At 64.3% G+C, this 18,527-nt stretch carries 15 protein-coding genes; 6 read left to right on the top strand and 9 right to left on the bottom strand.

Annotated features, from left to right (window positions below; translation table 11 throughout):
* Positions 1 to 256: 256 nt before the first annotated feature.
* The 3 genes from QA635_RS27565 to mdoH all read left to right on the top strand — a co-directional run bounded on the left by QA635_RS27565 (position 257) and on the right by mdoH (position 4,970).
* Positions 257 to 1,153, top strand: a complete 897-nt coding sequence (locus QA635_RS27565) for a LysR family transcriptional regulator (protein ID WP_018270739.1) — start codon at positions 257 to 259, stop codon at positions 1,151 to 1,153.
* Between the two features lie 242 nt (positions 1,154 to 1,395).
* Positions 1,396 to 2,862 (top strand): glucan biosynthesis protein G, encoded by a 1,467-nt coding sequence (locus QA635_RS27560; protein WP_283062557.1) that lies wholly within the window; start codon positions 1,396 to 1,398, stop codon positions 2,860 to 2,862.
* Positions 2,850 to 4,970, top strand: a complete 2,121-nt coding sequence (gene mdoH / locus QA635_RS27555) for a glucans biosynthesis glucosyltransferase MdoH (protein WP_283062555.1) — start codon at positions 2,850 to 2,852, stop codon at positions 4,968 to 4,970. The genes QA635_RS27560 and mdoH overlap by 13 nt, the downstream gene beginning before the upstream one ends.
* Before the next feature lie 7 nt (positions 4,971 to 4,977).
* Here mdoH and QA635_RS27550 read toward each other — a convergent pair whose 3' ends face one another.
* Positions 4,978 to 7,299 carry a sensor histidine kinase gene (locus tag QA635_RS27550; RefSeq protein ID WP_283062553.1) on the bottom strand — a complete coding sequence of 774 codons (2,322 nt, stop codon included), beginning with the start codon at positions 7,297 to 7,299 and terminating at the stop codon, positions 4,978 to 4,980.
* A 192-nt stretch (positions 7,300 to 7,491) separates the two neighbouring features.
* Positions 7,492 to 8,880, bottom strand: coding sequence for a cation-efflux pump (locus tag QA635_RS27545; protein ID WP_283062551.1), 1,389 nt, complete (start codon positions 8,878 to 8,880; stop codon positions 7,492 to 7,494).
* A gap of 429 nt (positions 8,881 to 9,309) precedes the next feature.
* On the opposite strand from QA635_RS27545, the gene QA635_RS27540 reads away from it, so the two are divergent.
* On the top strand, positions 9,310 to 9,906 hold the full coding sequence (locus QA635_RS27540; RefSeq protein ID WP_253610059.1) for a TetR/AcrR family transcriptional regulator: 597 nt from the start codon (positions 9,310 to 9,312) through the stop codon (positions 9,904 to 9,906).
* A gap of 93 nt (positions 9,907 to 9,999) precedes the next feature.
* A complete protein-coding gene (locus QA635_RS27535; RefSeq protein ID WP_283062549.1) occupies positions 10,000 to 10,851 on the top strand; it encodes a DMT family transporter in 852 nt (283 codons plus the stop codon).
* Positions 10,852 to 10,971: 120 nt separating this feature from the next.
* On the opposite strand, the gene QA635_RS27530 is transcribed toward QA635_RS27535, so the two are convergent.
* Positions 10,972 to 11,064, bottom strand: coding sequence for a hypothetical protein (locus QA635_RS27530; RefSeq protein ID WP_283071847.1), 93 nt, complete (start codon positions 11,062 to 11,064; stop codon positions 10,972 to 10,974).
* Positions 11,065 to 11,411: 347 nt separating this feature from the next.
* Between QA635_RS27530 and QA635_RS27525 the strand changes: the two genes are divergently transcribed.
* Positions 11,412 to 11,906: a septal ring lytic transglycosylase RlpA family protein gene (locus QA635_RS27525; RefSeq protein ID WP_283062547.1), complete on the top strand. Its 495-nt coding sequence runs from the start codon at positions 11,412 to 11,414 to the stop codon at positions 11,904 to 11,906.
* A gap of 104 nt (positions 11,907 to 12,010) precedes the next feature.
* Here QA635_RS27525 and QA635_RS27520 read toward each other — a convergent pair whose 3' ends face one another.
* From QA635_RS27520 to QA635_RS27495, 6 genes are all read right to left on the bottom strand, one after another.
* Complete coding sequence (locus QA635_RS27520; RefSeq protein ID WP_253609464.1) at positions 12,011 to 12,979, bottom strand: zinc-binding dehydrogenase; 969 nt, start codon at positions 12,977 to 12,979, stop codon at positions 12,011 to 12,013.
* Between the two features lie 158 nt (positions 12,980 to 13,137).
* Entirely contained in the window at positions 13,138 to 14,133 is a 996-nt protein-coding gene (locus QA635_RS27515) for an NAD(P)H-dependent flavin oxidoreductase (RefSeq protein ID WP_283062544.1), read from the bottom strand.
* A gap of 246 nt (positions 14,134 to 14,379) precedes the next feature.
* Positions 14,380 to 14,814, bottom strand: coding sequence for a CBS domain-containing protein (locus QA635_RS27510; RefSeq protein ID WP_028331534.1), 435 nt, complete (start codon positions 14,812 to 14,814; stop codon positions 14,380 to 14,382).
* A gap of 299 nt (positions 14,815 to 15,113) precedes the next feature.
* Positions 15,114 to 16,430, bottom strand: a complete 1,317-nt coding sequence (gene oxlT / locus QA635_RS27505) for an oxalate/formate MFS antiporter (protein ID WP_028331533.1) — start codon at positions 16,428 to 16,430, stop codon at positions 15,114 to 15,116.
* Between the two features lie 237 nt (positions 16,431 to 16,667).
* Positions 16,668 to 17,960 (bottom strand): oxalate/formate MFS antiporter, encoded by a 1,293-nt coding sequence (oxlT, locus tag QA635_RS27500; RefSeq protein ID WP_283062539.1) that lies wholly within the window; start codon positions 17,958 to 17,960, stop codon positions 16,668 to 16,670.
* A gap of 258 nt (positions 17,961 to 18,218) precedes the next feature.
* The gene (locus tag QA635_RS27495) at positions 18,219 to 18,356 is read right to left on the bottom strand and encodes a hypothetical protein (protein ID WP_283062537.1); all 138 of its coding nucleotides are present in this window, start codon (positions 18,354 to 18,356) and stop codon (positions 18,219 to 18,221) included.
* Positions 18,357 to 18,527: the final 171 nt, after the last annotated feature.

Here is an 18,527-nt window from a genome sequence, read left to right as displayed (position 1 = left end):
CAGCGCTTCTCACGATCAGTTTTTTGCTTCGCACATGAGAGTTGGAATCCTTCGAAACATCAATAAAGCTGTCTCATGCGGCGATTGCGAAACGCGATTAATAGCGTCGCCGAATGGATCGATGCGGTTTCGTAATAATGTTCTGGAATCACGCACTTCCGCGGCGCTTTGGATTTCGGGATCGCACCCCGATCGTGCTACCTATGGACGTGTCGGGCTGCCGCTCGGGGCACCGTTTTCCGGAGGGATCTGAACCTTGATCGACAAGCTGGAACTTCTGCTGGCGCTGGCCAAGGAACGGCACTTCGGCCGGGCTGCGGAGGCGTGCGGCGTCACCCAGCCGACGATGTCGACCAGTCTCAAGCAGCTCGAGGAGATCCTCGGCGTCATGCTGGTGCAGCGCGGATCCCGCTTCCAGGGCTTCACGCCGGAAGGGGAGCGGACGCTGGACTGGGCGCGGCGCATCGTCGGCGATGCGCGCGCGATGAAGCAGGAGATCAACAGCCTCAAGGACAAGCTGTCGGGCGAGATCCGGATCGCGGCGATCCCGACCGCGCTCGGCATGGTGGCCTCGCTGACCACGCCGTTCCGGGCGCGCCATCCCGACGTGCGGTTCCGCATCCAATCGTGCACGTCGGCCGACGTGCTCGGCCTGCTCGAGAATCTCGAGGTCGATGCCGGGCTGACCTATATCGAGAACGAGCCGATCGGCAAGGTCCGCACCATCCCGCTCTACAATGAGAGTTATCGCTTGCTGACGGCGCCGGATGCGATGTTCGGCGACCGCAAGCAGGTGACGTGGAAGGAAGTCGGCACCGTGCCGCTCTGTCTGCTCACGCCTGACATGCAGAACCGCCGCATCATCGATCGCGCGCTGACCTCGGTCGGCGCGGAGGCGACGCCGACGCTGACGTCGAACTCACTGCTCGTGCTCTACACCCATGTGAAGACCGGCCGCTGGGCCAGCGTGATGCCGGCCAAGCTCGCCGAGACGCTCGGCCTTGCGGATGCGGTCCGCAGCATTCCGATCGTCGATCCGGTCGTGGACTACAGCATTGGCCTCGTGATCCCGCAGCGCGATCCGATGACGCCGCTGATCGCAGCCTTGGTGCAGGTCGCACGCGAGGTCGCGCCGACGCTCGAGAGCGCGTAGCTCTCGGCATTCTCCAGCGGCCTTTCCGCCACGGTTCCGGCACAGCAGCGACCGACCACGCGTTGTGTGGTTGTGTTGAAGCAAGTCCTGGTATTCAGCCGGCGAACAATCTTCGCTTGCTCGCAGCAAAGATGGAACTCAGCGCCGGCTCGGCGGTTGCATTGCGGCGTCCCGGTCAGCGAGCAGGAGCTGCTTTGAATCGTCGCGAGTTACTCCACGGATCGGCCGTATTGCCGACACTCATGTTCTTGCCACAGCGCCAGGCCGCCGCCGCAGCGAGCGCGACGGACGCACCCTTCAACCCAGGCATGGTCAGGGAGCTTGCGCGCAATCTCGCCAGCAAGTCGTTCGAGGCGCCGGACGAGAAGTTGCCGAACGGCCTGACGGACCTCAACTACGACCAGTACCGCTCGATCCGCTTCACCCCCGAGCGCGCGCTGTGGCGCGGCGCGAAGCTGCCGTTCGAAGCGCAGTTCTTCCACCGCGGCTTCTTCTACAAGAACAAGGTCAAGATCTTCGAGGTCGCCGACGGCAAGGTCAGCGAAGTCAAGTACAGCAAGGACATGTTCTCGTTCGGCGAGACCGTGCCTGACTTCACCGAGACCGATCTCGGCTTTGCCGGATTTCGCATCCACGCGCCGATCAACAAGCCGGACTATTTTGACGAGGTCTGCGTCTTCCTCGGCGCGAGCTATTTCCGCGCCGTCGCCAAGGACGAGACCTACGGCCTGTCGGCGCGCGGCCTGTCGATCGATACCGGCGAGGCCAAGGGCGAGGAGTTTCCGTTCTTCAAGGCGTTCTGGCTCGAGCGCCCGGTGCCCAACGCGACCTCGCTGGTCATTCACGCCTTGCTCGACAGCAAGAGCTGCGCGGCAAGCTATCGGTTCACGATCAGGCCTGGAGCGACCACGGTGTTCGATGTCGAGGCATCGCTCTATCCGCGCGCCGATCTCGAGCATGCCGGCCTTGCGCCGATGACGAGCATGTTCTTCTTCGGGCCCAACGATCGCAACGAGGTCGACGACTTCAGGCCGTCGGTGCACGATTCGGACGGGCTTGCGATCTACAACGGCAAGGGCGAGAGCCTGTGGCGCCCGCTGAGCAATCCGCGCGACCTCCAGATCAGCACGTTCCAGGACGTCAATCCGCATGGCTTCGGTCTGATGCAGCGCGAGAAGAATTTCTTCGCCTATCAGGACATCGAATCGCGCTTCGAGAAGCGCCCGAGCCTGTGGGTCGAGCCGATCGGGGACTGGGGCGAGGGCGCGGTCATCCTGATCGAGATCCCGACCAAGGAAGAGATCCACGACAACATCGCCGCATTCTGGCGGCCGAAGGCGCCGCCCAAGGCCAAGAGCGAGACCAACTTCACCTATCGCCTGCATTGGGGGCCGGATGCGCCGAAGCCGCATTCGCTCGCGCGCTTCACGCGCAGCGGCATCGGCGCGCATGGCGAGAACAGCAAGCTGTTCGTGCTCGACCTGTTCGGGGACAATCTGAAGGGGATCGATCCCGGCAGCGTCAAGGGCGTCGTGACGGCCGAGAAGTCCGAGATCACGAATGTCGTCACGCAGCCAAATCCGAATACCGGCGGATGGCGGCTCAGCTTCCAATGCGCCGTCAAGAAGGACCCGATCGAGCTGCGTGCGCATCTGGCGCAGGATGACAAGCCGCTCTCCGAGATCTGGGTCTATCGATGGGCGCCATAGTCGCGTCACCTCATCCTGACGTCGCCGCGGCGGCCGACGGCTTCCTGCCACAAGAGAGCCCGCTTGCGATGTCGGCGGCCGATCTCGGCCGGCCGCCGCATGCGGTGAGCAAGCCGGTGTCGGTCGGTGCGGGCATGTTGATGCGCCGCGCGTTCGTCCTGATGCTGACGGCGGCGCTGACCGGTGCCGGCGCCTACGAGATGTACATGGTCGTCCAGGTCGGCGGCGTGACGATCATGGAAGGCATGGTGCTGGTGCTGTTCGTCGCGCTGCTCGCCTGGATCGCGTTTTCGTTCGCTTCGGCGCTCGCCGGCTTCTTCGCTCTACTTCGGCGCAACGGCAACGCCTTGCCGATCCGCGACGATGGTCCCTTGCCGCAACTCGCGAGCCGGACCGCGGTCCTGCTCCCGACCTACAACGAGAATCCGCATCAATTGATGGCGCGCCTGCGCGCCATCTACGAGTCCGTCGAGGCGACCGGGCAGGGCGACAGCTTCGACTGGTTCGTGCTCAGCGACACCCGCGATCCCGATACCTGGATCGCCGAAGAAAGGGCGTTTCTCGAACTGCGCGAGGCCTGCGGCGCGCAACGGCTGTTCTACCGGCATCGCGCCGACAATACGGCGCGGAAGTCCGGCAATGTCGGCGAGTGGATCACGCGGTTCGGCGGCGCCTACCGGTTCATGATCGTGCTCGACGCCGACAGCCTGATGTCGGGCGACACCATGGTGCGGATGGCGCACGCGATGGAGACCAACCCGCAGGCGGCGCTGCTGCAGACGCTGCCGGTCATCGTCAATGCGCGCAGCCTGTTCAGCCGCCTGCAACAGTTCGCCGGCCGGCTGTACGGGCCGATGGTCGCCGCCGGTGTCGCGTGGTGGCACGGCTCCGAGGGCAATTACTGGGGGCACAATGCCATCATCAGGATCGAGGCATTTGCGCAGCAGGCGGGGCTGCCCGAGCTCTCCGGACGCAAGCCGTTCGGCGGACATATCCTGAGCCACGACTTTGTCGAGGCGGCGCTGATGCGGCGCGCCGGCTGGGGTATCTACATGGCCCCGATGCTCGGCGGCAGTTTTGAGGAGGTGCCGCCGTCGCTCTTGGATTTTGCCGCGCGCGACCGCCGCTGGTGCCAGGGCAATCTGCAGCATCTCGCCGTGCTGAGGACGCGCCGGTTGCACTGGATCTCGCGGCTGCATTTCATGACCGGGATCGGCTCCTACATCACCGCGCCGCTCTGGCTGTCGTTCTTGCTGCTCGGAATCCTGATCTCGTTGCAGGCGCGCTTCATTCGGCCCGAATATTTTCCGAAGGGTTTTTCGCTGTTCCCGAACTGGCCGGCGCAGGACCCGGTGCTCGCCGCCTGGGTATTTGGCCTCACCATGGCGCTGCTGATCGTGCCGAAGCTGCTCGGCTTCCTCCTGTTGCTGACACGCTCGGACACGCGTCGCCAATTCGGCGGCGGTTTCCGGGCGCTGACAGGCGTGATCGCCGAGGTGCTGATCTCGGCAATGATCGCGCCGGTCATGATGGTGTTCCAGTCGATCGCCGTCGTCGAGATCCTGCTCGGCCGGGACGCCGGCTGGCAGACGCAGCGGCGCGACGACGGTGCGGTCGAGCGGCGTGAGCTCTATCGCAAGTACGGCGTTCCGACCGCCTGCGGTGTCGCGATGGCGATAAGCGCCTGGGCGGTGTCGTTGCCGCTGCTGCTGTGGATGTCGCCGGTGATCGTCGGCCTCTTGTTTGCGATCCCGATCGGGGCCTGGACCGCAAGGCCGGCGATGCGCGCGCTGTTCGTGACGCCAGAGGAAGCTAAGCCGCCGCGCGTGCTGGTCCGCGCCAATGAGCTGGCGTCGTCGCCGGCACATGCATCGGCCCCCGCGCTCGCGACGTTGCGGCAGGATTCCGGGCTGCTGCATCGCCATCTCTCGTCGCTGCCGCCGGCGCGGCGCGGCGGCCCTGGCGAGATCGATCTTCACCTCGCGGTGGCGCGTGCGCGGATCGAGGCAAGCGACAGCTTCGACCAGGCGGTCCGCCATCTCACGCCTCGCGAGACGCTGGCCGTGCTCGGTGATTCCGCTCTGCTGGAAGGGGTGCTTGCGAAGTAGTGGGGGCTCAGGCCGCTTCCGGCAACTTCGTCTGCAGGGACCGCGGATCGCGCGGCAGCGTGACGCGGACGACGGTGCCGACGCCGAGCTTGGAGCGCAGCCGCATCGAGCCGCCGTGCAGATTGGTGAGCGAGCGCGCGATCGCAAGTCCGAGACCGGAGCCCTGGTAGCTCTTGGTGAGCTGGCTCTCGACCTGCTCGAACGGCTTGCCGAGCCGGCGCAGCGATTCCGGCGCGATGCCGATGCCGCTGTCGGCGATCAGGAGCACGATCGAGTCATCCAGCGTCTGGCCGCGCACCAGCACGCGGCCGTGGTCGGGCGTGAATTTCACTGCATTGGAGAGCAGGTTGACGATGATCTGCTTGACCGCGCGGCGGTCGGCGACGACCGAGATCGTGCTTTCGATATCCGACTCCAGCGACAGTCCCTTGTGCTCGGCGCGGCCGGAGACCACCCGCAGCGACTCCGCGAGGATGCCGGAGAGATCGAGCGGCTCCATGTCGAACTTCATGCGGCCGGCCTCGATCTTCGACATGTCGAGGATGTCGTTGATGACCTCGAGGAGGTATTTCCCCGACGTCAGGATGTCGTGGCAGTACTCCGCGTACTTGTCCGAGCCGAGCGTGCCGAACAGGCCGCTGCCCATGATCTCGGAGAAGCCGATGATGGCGTTGAGCGGGGTGCGCAGCTCATGGCTCATATTGGCGAGGAATTTCGACTTCGCCGCGTTGGCGTCCTCGGCGCGGGTTTTTTCCTGCGAGTATTTTTCGGCGAGGTCGGCGAGCTCGACGGCCTGCCGTTCCAGCTCGGCTTGCGAGCGCTGCAGGTCGATCACGGTGGCGCGCAGGCGCAGGTCGTTGTCGACCAGCTTCTGCTCGTGCGCCTTGATGCGGGTGATGTCGGTGCCGACCGAGACGTAGCCACCGTCCTTGGTGCGGCGCTCGCTGATGTGCAGCCAGCTGCCGTCGTCGAGCTGGGCCTCGAAGGTGCGGGCGCCAGGCGCCGGCACGCCGCTCTCGTGCAGGCGGGTGCGCACTTCCGGCATGCTGCCGACCTCGATCACGGTCTCGTAGGAGGTACCGGGGCTGACGGCGGAATCGGGCAGCTTGTGCAGCCGCTGGAAGTGCGAGTTGCAGAGCACGAGGCGGTCGTCGGCATCCCAGAGCACGAAAGCCTCGGGAATGGTCTCGATCGCGTCGCGCAGTCTGAGATCGGCTTCCACCGACTTCTCGGCGAGGCTTTTCTGCTCGGTGATGTCGACCGCGATGCCGATCAGATGCAGGCCGCCGTCGGCGGCGGCGTGGCTGAGCTCGCAGCGCACCCGCAGCCAGATCCAGTGGCCGCCGACATGGCGCATGCGGAAGCTCTGGTCGATGTGATCGATCTTGCCCGAGATCAGCTGGTCGGCGATGTCGAACAGGTTGATGTCGTCGGAGTTCACCAGCGCGTTGACCTCGCCGAAGGTAAGGAGGTCGTTGCGGGTGTCGAGGCCGAGCAGGGTGAACATCGACTGCGACCAGAAGATCCTACCGCGCGACAGGTCCCAGTCCCACAATCCGCAGCGGCCGCGGTTGAGCGCGGTGTCGATCCGGCCGCGCACGGCGTCGTTGATCAGGTCGCCCTCGCGGGCGCGGGTCGATTGCCAGTGGAACGCGAAGCCGAGGATCAGCACCACGAAGCTCGTGGTCGCCGACAGCGTCACCGAGAGTGCGGCATCCGATCCCCAGATGGGCTCGTTCATCTCCTGGATGACGACGACCTGGCCGGGCAGCGACTTGACGAGCTGCGAGATCGCCAGCGCGCCGGTGCCGCCGGGCAGCGTCATGTCGCTGACCGTGCCCTGCTGGCCGGGCGCCACGAGCAGTTGCGCGGTGGAGACGATGTCGAGGATGCGGTCGTTCTCGCCGGCGCCGTCGACCGGCACGCGCGCCAGCACGCGGTGATCGGCGCTGGTGATGATGACGTGGCGGCCGTAGGCGATGCCCCAGGAGGGGATCAGGTCCGGCAGCAGTTCCTGCATCCGCTCGATGTTGGCGAGCCGGTCGCGCCGCACCGAGGTCAGGCGATCGAGACGTTCGGCGAGGATGTCGGACAGCGCGGCGAGGTCGCGCTTCATCGCGCCGCGCTTCTGCCGGTTCTGGTCGATCACCTGGACGAAGGCGCCGAGGCAGATCGTGATGAGGAAGGCGATGATGAGGGTAGGGACAGCGCGGCGTAGTGCAGGCTCGGCCGTCAAGAGCCTGTGATAGGCCGGTTTCGCGATCGACTGCGCCAATCCCTTGATCGAATCGGATTGGACGCACGCGTTCGCCGCATGCGCGCGCGCCATGCCTGAGACCCCCGCTCTAAGCTGATTTTTACCCGGTTCGGATGCTCCCCACGATGCATCCGAATCATGATCATTTGAATCCAGATTTCCGGGACTGTCGAGAGTCAACGATTCGTTAATGCGAAAAAATTCTTGTCCCGGGAAGAATCATGCGGCGCAAAGTGAGTCCGAAACGGGAACGGCTCCGTAGAATTACCCGCGCGTCGGCTCTGCGTGACTGATCACACGCTTCACGGTGGGGAACGCACGACGCAGTTTGCGTTCGATCTCGTCGACGCTTTCGTGCACCTTGATCACACTCATCGAAGGCCGCGCGCGGCAATGGAAGTTGACGACCTCGCCGGCGTCGGTGTTGCGGACCCGCACATTGTGGATGTCATGGATCGCGCCGCCATCGGCAAAGCCGGTCAGCGCCGCCTTGATGGCTTCGACGCGGTCCGGCGCGGCGTCGGTTCCCCACGGCAGTTCCGGCTCGAGCGGCTCGATATGGGTGTCGACCTCGACGTCCTCGCCGAAATCCTCGCGGATCGCGCGCTCGAGCTGGTGGGCGATGTCGTGCGCTGCGTCCAGCGCCATGTCGCTGTCGACCTCGAGGTCGATGCCGACGATCAGCTTGCCGCCGATGTCGTGCACCGTGACGTGGTGGATGGCGAGGCCGGAATTGCGCGCGATCACCATGATGCGCTCGCGCACGCTCTCATTGTCGCGCGCCACCGGCACCGCGGTGAAGGTGAGGTCGGCGTCGCCGAACGTCTTGGTCACCGCCGCCTGCGCCCGGCGCTTGATGTCCTCGACGCGGTCGATCGGGTAGGTGCGCGGCACCTTGGCGATGGCATCGATGAAATGCGTCGCGCCGACCATGCGGACGCGCAACCGGTCGACATCGACCACCCCCGGCACGGCCTTGATGGCGGCGGTGGCCTTCTCCAGCGCGCCCTCAGGCGCGCGGTCGAGCAGGGTCTCGACCGTCTCCCGCGCCATGCGCAGGCCGAGCAGGGCGATCATCACTGCGACCGCGATCGCCGCCGCGGCATCGCCCCACCAGAAGCCGAAGCCGGCCAGCACCAGGCCGACGATGACGGCGGTCGAGCCCATCACGTCGGAGGCGAAATGCAGCGCATCGGCGGCCAGCGCCTGGCTCTTGGTGTCGCGCGCGGCGCGGTGCAGCGCGCGGGCCCGCCACAGATTGACGCCGATATCGATGACCAGAACGACAAAGGGAATGGCCGAGATCGACGGCGGCGGCGCGCCCTCGCGCAGATGGCTGTAGGCCTGCACCAGGATGCCGCCGGCCAGCACATAGAGCAGGGCGATGATGCCGAGCGCCGAGACGCTCTCGAACTTGCCGTGTCCGTAATGATGCTCGGCGTCGGCCGGCTGGTCCGACACCCGCACCACCGCCCAGGTGATGATGGTGGCGACCAGGTCGATCGACGAGTGCAGCGCCTCCGAGATCAGCGCCAGCGATCCGATCGCGATGCCGACGACGAACTTCGCCACCGCCATGCTGCCACTGGCGAGGATCGAGATCGCGGCGACGGATGTCTTGGTGGAGGGTGCGCTGGTGCTGGAAGAGCTCATGGGCGGCGGTTTAGCAGGCCAACTGTGAACATCAAGTGTCGTTCGCCACGCGCAATCGCCACTCAGTTGCAATTGCATCCTTGCGCCAAAATCACGCTGTCGTCCTGGCGAAAGCCAGGACCCACGACCACAGGGTTGTGTGGTTGAAGTGAGCTGTGGCAACCGCATCGCGTCATGACTCGCATTCGGGGTAATGGGTCCTGGCTTCCGCCAGGACGACGCTGGACGTGTTGCGCGACGTGCCAACCGAACATCTGCGTTCTCGCGGCGCGTTTCGCTAGAGCGCAGCGAAACCCATCATCTCGGCGTGCGGATGCAATCGATGGGTTTCGCTTCGCTCTACCCATCCTACGAGCTAATGATCCAAAGCGGCCCTTGCCATTTAAGGACCGATTGGTCTATATATCGGCAATGAGCCGCCAAACCACCATGCAGGCGCCCCGTGGCCGCCCGCGAAGTTTCGACGTGGACGCCGCCATCGAACGCGCGATGAATGTGTTCTGGTCGCGCGGCTATCACGCCACGGCACTCCCGGACCTGCTGCGTGCGACAAAACTCTCGCGCGGCAGCCTTTACGCCGCTTTCGGCGACAAGCACTCGCTGTTCCTGCGCGCACTCGATCGCTACATTGCCGATGCCCTGACCCGGATGGATGACGAACTCGATCCCCGCAGAGATCCGGTCGATGGCCTGCGGGCCTACCTTGCCGGTTACGTTGAACGCGCGTGCGGTGCCAATGGCCGGCGCGGCTGCCTGTTGGTGGCGACGGCGATGGAGCTGGCTGGCCAGGATGCCGAGGTTGGCCGCCGCTTCGCGAGCTTCTTCAAAACCATGGAGACCAGGGTGGCGGACGCATTTTCCCGTGCGGAGACCGCGGGCAGATTGGCCGATGGCGTCGAGCCTTCGAGTGCCGCCCGAATTCTGATCTGTTTCCTTTGGGGGCTGCGCGTGGTCGCCAAGACGGCTCCGGCACGTACCACGTCGCAGGCCACCGCTGACGCGCTCCTCGCTCGCTTCATCAAATAAGCAGCTGTTGGAATGACCCCTTGATGTCCACTGTACGTCCGCGGGATCGGCGTGCCAATATATGGACCGATCGGTCTTGAAAGGAAAGATGCCATGTCTGCCATCCAGATCATCTGCGCGGTGGTCGTTCCCTTGCTCTGGGGTTATCAGTTCGTGGTCATCAAGGTCGGCGTCACCGAGTTTCCGCCGCTGTTCTTCCTCGGACTGCGCTTCCTGGCCATCGCGCTGCTGCTTGTTCCGTTCGTCAGAAGCCCGACACGCCAACAACTCGGCCCTGTCGCGGCCATTTCAGTTTTCCTTGGAGGACTGAACTTCGGGCTGTTCTATGTCGGCCTTGGGCTCGGCTCGGGAAGCATGTCGGCCGTCGCCTATCAACTCGCCCCGCCCTTTACCGTGCTGCTCGCCTGGCCGCTGCTCGCGGAGCGGCCGTCGCTCATCACATCTGCCGGCGTGGTGCTGGCGTTCGTCGGCGTGGTGGTGCTGGCGGCGGGGCCGGGGCTGTCGGCAAACGTGCTTCCGCTGTTGCTCGTGGTTGCCGCTGCCTTCGCATTCGCGGTGTCCACCGTCCTGACGAAACGCTACGGCCCGTTTGATCCCCTGATGCTGATGGGGTGGTCGTCGCTGCTCACCGTGCCGCAGGTGATGTTGATGTCGCTGTTGCTGGAATACGGACAGCTGGCGAGCCTTGGCACTGCGGATCAACGGGGCTGGCTGGCGCTCGCCTACACCGTCTTCATCGGCGGCATTGTCGGGTTCGGCCTGTGGTTCTGGCTGATCGCCCGCTGCTCCATGGCCCGCGTCGCGCCGTTCGGACTGCTGCTTCCGGTGTTCGCGCTGATCTCGAGCGTGCTGTTCCTTGGCGACAGCGTGACGCCGAAGCTGATTGTCGGCGGACTACTCGCGATCTCCGGCGTCGCCATTACACAAGTCAGACCGGGTGCGTAGGGCGGATCAACGCGGTAGCTGTAGCATGGGTAGAGCGCAGCGAAACCCATCATCTCGCTGCCCGGATACATCGATGGGTTTCGCTTCGCTCTACCCATCCTACGCAGCAGTGCGTACCGACTACAGCGTCACCACGATCTTGCCGAGGTGATTGTTGGCTTCCGTGTGCTCGAACGCCTTGCCGATATCGGCGAATTTGTAGACCTGGTCGATCGGCCGCTGCGGCTTGCGCGCCCCGATCGCGGGCGAGATGTCCTTGCGGACCTCGTCGAAGATCGCGCGGATTTCCGCGATCGAGCGGGTGCGGAAGGTGACGATACACTCCTCACGCGCTGTCGAAGACAGCTCCGTTCAGTCATTTTGCTGACGCAATCTCTGTTTTAGTCGAGCCAGAAACTGAAAAACACGGTGTGAGGGCCGCCCAGGTTCTCACGATGGTTCCACCGCCGGAACTGGCACGAATCCGCAAGGAATTGGCACGCGCTAACGCCTCCGCGTTCGCTTGACCATGCTATGCGGCATCGGAAACCGGACGATCGAAGAAAATCAATCAAGGAGTTATGATGCTGTTCGGCTCGAGCGCCGCAATTTGCGGCGCCCTGGTTGCGCTCGCCATGTCTGGCACCGCTGCTCGAAGTGAAATCGGTGCGGTTCATTCAAGTGCCGTCGTCAACGCCGCGTGTGGAGATGCAATCGTTGGCGCGGCATCCATGTACAATCCGTTCAAGCCCGGCAAGGAGGAGGGCGGTCCAAGCACAGCCTCCGGCGAGCGCTATGATCACTCGGTCTGGGCGGCTGCCATCAAGACGAGCTTGCGCCGGAAGTTTGGTGGGGTCCAATTTGGCGCGAGGCCGAAATATGCCCTCGTCGAGGCTGTCGGCAAGAAGGTCATCGTGAAGATAAATGACGTGGGGCCACTCAGGCCTGGCCGCATCATTGACCTCAACGAGCGGACGATGCGCTATTTCGATCCAAGCCTGGAGCTCGGAGTCATCAGTGGCGTCAAGGTCAGCCCGCTTGCGGGGGACTATTGGATTCCAGGACCTGTCGGCTGAACATCGCACGCGAAAGAGCCAGGGCATAGCACGCGGCAAGCGCGGACCCGTTGGCTGATCCGCCCGTCGCTCGCAATGACGATGACGATCGCCGGAGGCTGCCGCTACAGCGTCACCACGATCTTGCCGAGGTGCTTGTTGGCTTCCATGTGCTCGAATGCCTTGCCGATGTCGGCGAATTTGTAGACCTGGTCGATCGGCAGCTGCAGCTTGCGTGCCTCGACCGCGGGCCAGATGTCCTTGCGCACCTCGTCGAAGATCGCGCGGATCTCCTCGATCGAGCGGGTGCGGAAGGTGACGCCGATATACTGGATGCGGCGCGCCGCGTGCAGGTCGAAGTTGAAGTCGCCGTGGGTGCCGCCGAGCCGGCCGACATTGACGATGCGGCCCTTGACCTTGGTCGCCTTGAGGTTCTGGTTCGCGACCGGTCCGGAAACCTGGTCGACGATCAGGTCGACGCCTTCGCCTGATGTCGCCTGCAGCACCTGATCGACCCAGCCGGGATCCTTCGAGTCCACCGCGAGATCGGCGCCGAACTCCTTCAGTCGGCCGCGGCGCATCGCATCGGTCGATGAGCCCACCACGAGCTTGGCGCCCTTCAGCTTGGCGATCTGCATCGCCATCAGCCCGACGCCGGAGCTTGCGCCCTGGATCAGCACGGTCTGGCCCGGCTGCAGCGCGCCATTGGTGACGACGGCGTTGTGCATGGTGGCGAGCGCGACGGGCAGGGTTGCGGCCTCGTCGAAATTCATGTTCGAGGGCGCGCGGAACAGCCGGCCGTGATCGGCCAGCGTGTATTCGGCGAATGCCGCGCCGCCGGAGCCCATGATCTTGTCGCCGACCTTGACGCCTTTGGCATCGGGGCCGAGCTCGGCGACCTCGCCGGCCCATTCCATGCCGAGCACGGTGCCGACGCCGCCGGCCGCGCCGTGGACATGGCCCTTGGTCATGCCGAGATCGGCGCGGTTCAGCCCGCAGGCATGAACCTTGACCAGCACCTGGGTGCCCTTCGGCACGGGCTTCGCAACGTCGGTGATTTCAGGGCCGTTAGGGCCGTAGACATAGGCTTTCATGGGGGATTCCCGGCTAGTTGTCTCGCGTGAGTTGATACCGTCATCCTGAGGTGCGAGCGAAGCGAGCCTCGAAGGATGAGCGGCCCGGCTCGTGGCCGTCGACCCTTCGAGGGCCGCTGAAGGAGCGGCCACCTCAGGGTGACGGATCACGACGGGCCCTATTCCGCGGCCTGACGCTTGGCGCCGGACATCATGGCTTCCAGCCGCTCGCGAATGATCGCTTCCGCTTCGTGGACGATGCGCGACACCAGCTCGGCGCAGGACGGAATGTCGTGGATCAGGCCCTGCACCTGGCCGGCCGACCAGATGCCTTCGTCGGCATCGCCTGACGCGTAGACCATCTTGCCGCGCGCGCCGGCGACCAGCTCGCGCACGTCCTCGAACTTGGCGCCTTCCTTCTCCATCTGCACGACCTTGGTCGAGATCGCGTTCTTGGCGACGCGCGAGGTGTTGCGCATGGTGCGGAAGATCAGCTCGGTCTCGCGCTCGTCATTGGCGACGATGCGTTCCTTCACCAGCTGATGGATCGGGCTCTCCCTGGTGCACATGAAGCGCGTGCCCATGTTGATGCCTTCGGCGCCGAGCGCGAGCGCTGCGACCAGGCCGCGCGCATCGCCGAAGCCGCCCGAGGCGATCATCGGGATCTTCACCTTGTCGGCGGCGGCGGGAATCAGGATCAGGCCGGGGGTGTCGTCCTCGCCGGGATGGCCGGCGCATTCAAAGCCGTCGATCGAAATCGCGTCGGCGCCCATCCGCTCGGCGGAGAGCGCGTGGCGCACGCTGGTGCATTTGTGCAGCACCTTGACGCCGTGCTTCTTGAACTCGTCGACATGCTCCTGCGGCTTGTTGCCGGCGGTCTCGACGATCTTGATGCCGCTCTCGATGATGGCCTGGCGATACTCGGCGTAGGGCGGCGGCTTGATCGCGGGCAGGATGGTCAGGTTGACGCCGAACGGCTTGTCGGTCAGCTCGCGGCAGCGCGCGATTTCCTTGCGCAGGTCGTCCGGCGTCGGCTGCGTCAGCGCGGTGATCATGCCGAGCGCGCCGGCATTGGCGACGGCGGCAACCAGCTCGGCGCGTCCGACCCATTGCATGCCGCCCTGCACGATCGGGTGGTCGACGCCGAACATCTCGGTGAAACGTGTCTTGATCATTCTGCCCTCGTTTCCATCGGAATTTTCCGTGACGCGGACGGCGGCGCACGGTGTTGTTATGGGATGTCGAGGGAAGGATGCAGTCCTGTCCGGCAATTGTCTACCGGCGACCTGCGGCGCGCCCATGCGGAAATGACAGGCCGCGGCGGTCAGGCGAGGGCGGGACGGAAATCTTTCGTCATCTGTTCAGGCGCTGGTGATCGAACACGCAGCGCCTGGCTGAGAGCAAGGCAAAGCAGGCGCGTGTTACGCCGGCACGGCGTCTTTCTTCGACGCGGCGGTCTCCTCGTCGAATGCGGCCGCGATGTCGCGCATGCTGACGACGCCGATCAGGCTGTAATTGTCGATGACGGGCACGTGGCGAATGTGGTGCTTGGTCATGAGATGACGGATGTGCTCGAGCGTGTCGCTCGATGTGCACGAGACAAGCTGCTGCACCGACACGAACTGCGATACCTTCATGCTCGCACCGGCTGCACCGTGCTCGGCGATCGCGCGCACCACGTCGCGCTCGGTGAACATGCCGACGGCGGTGTTGCCCTCGGTGCGAACGACATCCTTGACCACGAGCGCGCTGATATTGCTGGCGCGCATCAGCTGCGCGGCGATCGCAACGGTTTCGTTCATGCGCACCGTGGCGACGCGGGGGGTCTTCTTGCGCAGGATATCTCCGACTTGCATGGCAACCTCCTTGGTTATCGTTGACTGGAGTCTGGTATACAAAATGCCAATTGTCAACGCGACTGTCGCGGAATCTACCATCAGGAATCGGCTTAAATAGGCAGGTTCGCTGACATTTCCGACGATTGTGAGCGGTGAGGGCGATCTGCCGCACTAAGCAATCTGGTATCTGGCATCCCTGCCTGGCAAAAGAAAAGAGGCGCACCGAAATGCGCCTCCATCAGTCTCCGGGGAAATGTCGGGACCAGGCGGTCCTGATCGGGTGGTCTTTAGCCAAGCCGTCTTGTCAAGCCGTCTTGTCAAGCCGTTTTGGCGCTCGTCGCTGTCTCTTCCGCGGCGGCGGCCTCGTTGCCGTTGATGAAGGCGCGGCGCATCGGCTTGATCACGAACAGCGCCATCAGCGCCGCGGTGGCGTTGAGGGCGACCGCGATCACGAACACCGCCTGCCAGCCATAGCTGGCGGCAACGATGCTGGCGGCAGGCACCAGGAGCGCTGCGGTGCCCTTCGCGGTGTAGAGCATGCCGTTGTTGGTGGTCGCGAACTTCGAGCCGAAGGTGTCGCCGCAGGTCGCCGGGAACAGCGAGTAGATCTCGCCGAACACGCCGAAATAGACCGCGGTCGCCAGCACGAACACCACCGGGTTGTGACCCCAGGTGGACAGCGTGAGCAGCATCAGCGCGCCGGTGCCGAACGCGATGAACATGGTGTGCTCGCGGCCGATATTGTCGGAGACCCAGCCGAAGAACGGCCGTCCGAACCCGTCGAAGATGCGGTCGAGCGAGATCGCGAAGGTCAGCGCGGCCATCTGGAAGCCGGCGAGCGTGACCGGCGTGTTCGCGATCTTGTAGTCGTGCGCGATCGGCGCGATCTGCGCCGCCGCCATCAGGCCGCCGGCGGCGACCATCACGAACACCAGATACATCACCCAGAAGATCGGGCTGCGCAGCACCTGCGGCGGCGTGAAGTCGACCTTGGTCTGCGGCAGATTGAGCTGCTTCTTCTTCGGCGGGATCGAGACCGCGGGCGGCTGGATGAAGAAGGCGAGCAGGAAGACGATCAATCCCTGTCCGATGCCGAAATCGAAGAACGCAGTCTGATAGCCGCTCGCGGCGATCATCTTTGCAATCGGCACCACGGTGAGCGCGGCGCCGGCGCCGAAGCCGGCCGCGGTTGCGCCGGCGGCGAGGCCGCGGCGATCGGGAAACCACTTCAGGGCGTTGCCGACGCAGGTGCCGTACACTGCGCCGGCGCCGATGCCGCCGAACACCGCGGCGGTGTAGAGCAAAGCGAGCGAGTCGGCATAGGAGTTCAACACCCAGGCGAGCGCGATCATGATGCCGCCGAACATGATGACGAGCCGCGGGCCGTATTTGTCGACGAACCAGGCCTCGACCGGCACCAGCCAGGTCTCCGTCACCACGAAGATCGTGAAGGCGAACTGGATCGCCGCGCGGCCCCAGTGGTGCGCGCCGTCGATCGGATCGACGAACAGCGTCCAGCCGTATTGCAGGTTCGCGATCATCGCCATGCAGACGATGCCCATGACGAGCTGCAGCCAGCGGAAGCCGCTGGACGAAGGTTGAGCTTGTGTGACGGCAGTATTGCTGGAAACCATCAAGTCCTCCCGAGCGCGCTGGTCTTGTGACCGAGTGTCGCAATTATTGTGGCGTATCGTCGCAAGCGCCGGCGGAAGTTGGTATACTATATTCCAGAAAGCAAGCCCTTCATTCTGCTGCAATGCAGCAAATCTGCCCTCCGACGCGCCGCTCCGGACGGCCTCTTCCTAACGGCAAAATGAAAAGCGCCCGGCTGTTAACCGGGCGCTTGGCAGTCTGTGGTGAAGGGCGGTGGCTTAAGCCGTAGCCGATTTCGCGACCACGATTTTTCGCCAGGGCTTGAGCAGGGCGATCGCGAGCAGCGAGGCGAGGATGTTGGCGCCTGCCGCGATGATGAACACCTTGTCCCAGTTGCCCGACGATTGCTGCATGTAGTTGGCGATCGGCACCAAGAGCGCCGCGGTGCCCTTTGCGGTGTAGAGCAGACCCGCATTCGTGGTGGCGAACTTGGCGCCGAACGTATCGGTGCAGGTCGAGGGGAACAGCGAGTAGATCTCGCCCCAGGCAAAGAACACGAAGCCCGAGAGCAGCACGAACCAGACCGGGTCGTGTCCCCAGAGGTAGAGCATCCAGATGCCGATGCCTTCCATGCCGAAGGCGATGAACATCGTGTTCTCGCGGCCGATCATGTCGGAGATCCAGCCGAAGAACGGACGCGTCAGACCGTTGAGGACGCGGTCGATGGTTGCCGCGAAGGTCACGGCCGTCATCGTCACCGCCATCAGCGTGACCGGCACGCTGTCGACCTTCCAGTCGACCGCGATCGGCTTCAGGTTCGCCGTCACCATCAGGCCGCCCGCGCCGACGATCACGAACATGAAGTACATCAGCCAGAAAATCGGCTGCCGCAGCACTTCGGTCGGCTGATAGTTGCGCCGGGTCTGGATGATGTTGGCGTTCGCCACGACGGCCGGCACCTGTCCGGCCTTCGGTGCCAGCAGGAAGAAGGAGAGCAGCACGATGATGATGCCCTGGCCGAGACCGAAATACAGGAAGGTGGTCTGGAAGCCGGAGTCCTTGATCATCGCCTGGATCGGCGCGACCGTGAGCGCCGAGCCTGCGCCGAAGCCGGCAGCGGTGATGCCCGCGGCAAGCCCGCGTTTATCCGGAAACCATTTCAGCGCATTGCCGACGCAGGTGCCGTAGACGCCACCGGCGCCGATGCCGGCGATGATCATGCCGAGATAGTAGCCGTTCAGTGTCGTCGCCTGCGCGTTGATCGCCCAGCCGAGTGCGCAGAGGATGCCGCCGACCAGCACGACGATGCGCGGACCGTATTTGTCGACGAACCAGCCTTCGATCGGCACCAGCCAGGTCTCGAACAGCACGAACAGCGTGAAGGCCCATTGGATCGATGCGCGATCCCATCCGAATTTCTTCTGGATGTCGGGGACGAAGAACGTCCACCCGTATTGATAATTTGCGATCATCACCATCGCGGCGACGCCGATCGCGAGTTGCGTCCAGCGATAGGTGTCGCTGACACGCGCGGCCGCAGGGGCCGCAGTTGCCTGAACCATGTCCGACATAGATCCTCCCAGTGCGCCCCTTGTCGTTGCTTATGAGCGCGCGACCGCCATCTTGGTATCCGATATGCCAAGGTTCAAGCTGTCGCAGGGGCAGCGCGCGCTTATGCCGCACAGGACTCAGCCCCGGCACCCCGGGAGACTAGTTCAGCGCGCAAGGAAATGGCCCCGAAAATCGGGGCCATTGGTCGAAGGTTCAATGTCAGGTCGCATCTCGCGACGGAAGCTGCATCCGGCGGAGAGCGCCGGAAATCCCTTGGCTTAGAGGCCGAAGCGCGGCAGGTCGCCGTTGCGATTCGAGATCTCCGCGCTCTTCATCAGCAGGCGGTCGATCGAGGCCAGCAGGCGGCCGAACAGGGTGGAGGAGGGCGTGAGCGTCAGTGCAGTGGTCTTGGACATTGGTGTCCCCTTTCATTGGAGGCCAGCAATGGGCCGGCTCATCATCTGCAGCCAAACTATGTATACCAGATGCCAGATACAACGGACTTGTTTGCATAGCAGCATTCGCGACTGTGCAATGCAGCAAAATCGGCGGATCGGCATTCCGGATCGACGTGGATGGGGCGGAGC

The organism is Bradyrhizobium brasilense, from assembly GCF_029714345.1.
In the GTDB taxonomy this organism is placed as follows: domain Bacteria; phylum Pseudomonadota; class Alphaproteobacteria; order Rhizobiales; family Xanthobacteraceae; genus Bradyrhizobium; species Bradyrhizobium australafricanum.
Note: the sequence above shows the minus strand (reverse complement) of the source record. Positions and strands in the feature narration are given on the sequence as shown.

What these genes read in the sequence shown, in the direction of transcription:
- QA635_RS27515 (WP_283062544.1), bottom strand. Translation starts at nt 14,133, where the DNA reads ATGATCAAGACACGTTTCACCGAGATGTTCGGCGTCGACCACCCGATC.
- QA635_RS27545 (WP_283062551.1), bottom strand. Translation starts at nt 8,880, where the DNA reads ATGAGCTCTTCCAGCACCAGCGCACCCTCCACCAAGACATCCGTCGCC.
- QA635_RS27535 (WP_283062549.1), top strand. Translation starts at nt 10,000, where the DNA reads ATGTCTGCCATCCAGATCATCTGCGCGGTGGTCGTTCCCTTGCTCTGG.
- QA635_RS27520 (WP_253609464.1), bottom strand. Translation starts at nt 12,979, where the DNA reads ATGAAAGCCTATGTCTACGGCCCTAACGGCCCTGAAATCACCGACGTT.
- QA635_RS27495 (WP_283062537.1), bottom strand. Translation starts at nt 18,356, where the DNA reads ATGTCCAAGACCACTGCACTGACGCTCACGCCCTCCTCCACCCTGTTC.
- QA635_RS27525 (WP_283062547.1), top strand. Translation starts at nt 11,412, where the DNA reads ATGATGCTGTTCGGCTCGAGCGCCGCAATTTGCGGCGCCCTGGTTGCG.
- QA635_RS27550 (WP_283062553.1), bottom strand. Translation starts at nt 7,299, where the DNA reads ATGGCGCGCGCGCATGCGGCGAACGCGTGCGTCCAATCCGATTCGATC.
- mdoH (WP_283062555.1), top strand. Translation starts at nt 2,850, where the DNA reads ATGGGCGCCATAGTCGCGTCACCTCATCCTGACGTCGCCGCGGCGGCC.
- QA635_RS27540 (WP_253610059.1), top strand. Translation starts at nt 9,310, where the DNA reads ATGCAGGCGCCCCGTGGCCGCCCGCGAAGTTTCGACGTGGACGCCGCC.
- oxlT (WP_283062539.1), bottom strand. Translation starts at nt 17,960, where the DNA reads ATGTCGGACATGGTTCAGGCAACTGCGGCCCCTGCGGCCGCGCGTGTC.
- QA635_RS27560 (WP_283062557.1), top strand. Translation starts at nt 1,396, where the DNA reads ATGTTCTTGCCACAGCGCCAGGCCGCCGCCGCAGCGAGCGCGACGGAC.
- oxlT (WP_028331533.1), bottom strand. Translation starts at nt 16,430, where the DNA reads ATGGTTTCCAGCAATACTGCCGTCACACAAGCTCAACCTTCGTCCAGC.
- QA635_RS27510 (WP_028331534.1), bottom strand. Translation starts at nt 14,814, where the DNA reads ATGCAAGTCGGAGATATCCTGCGCAAGAAGACCCCCCGCGTCGCCACG.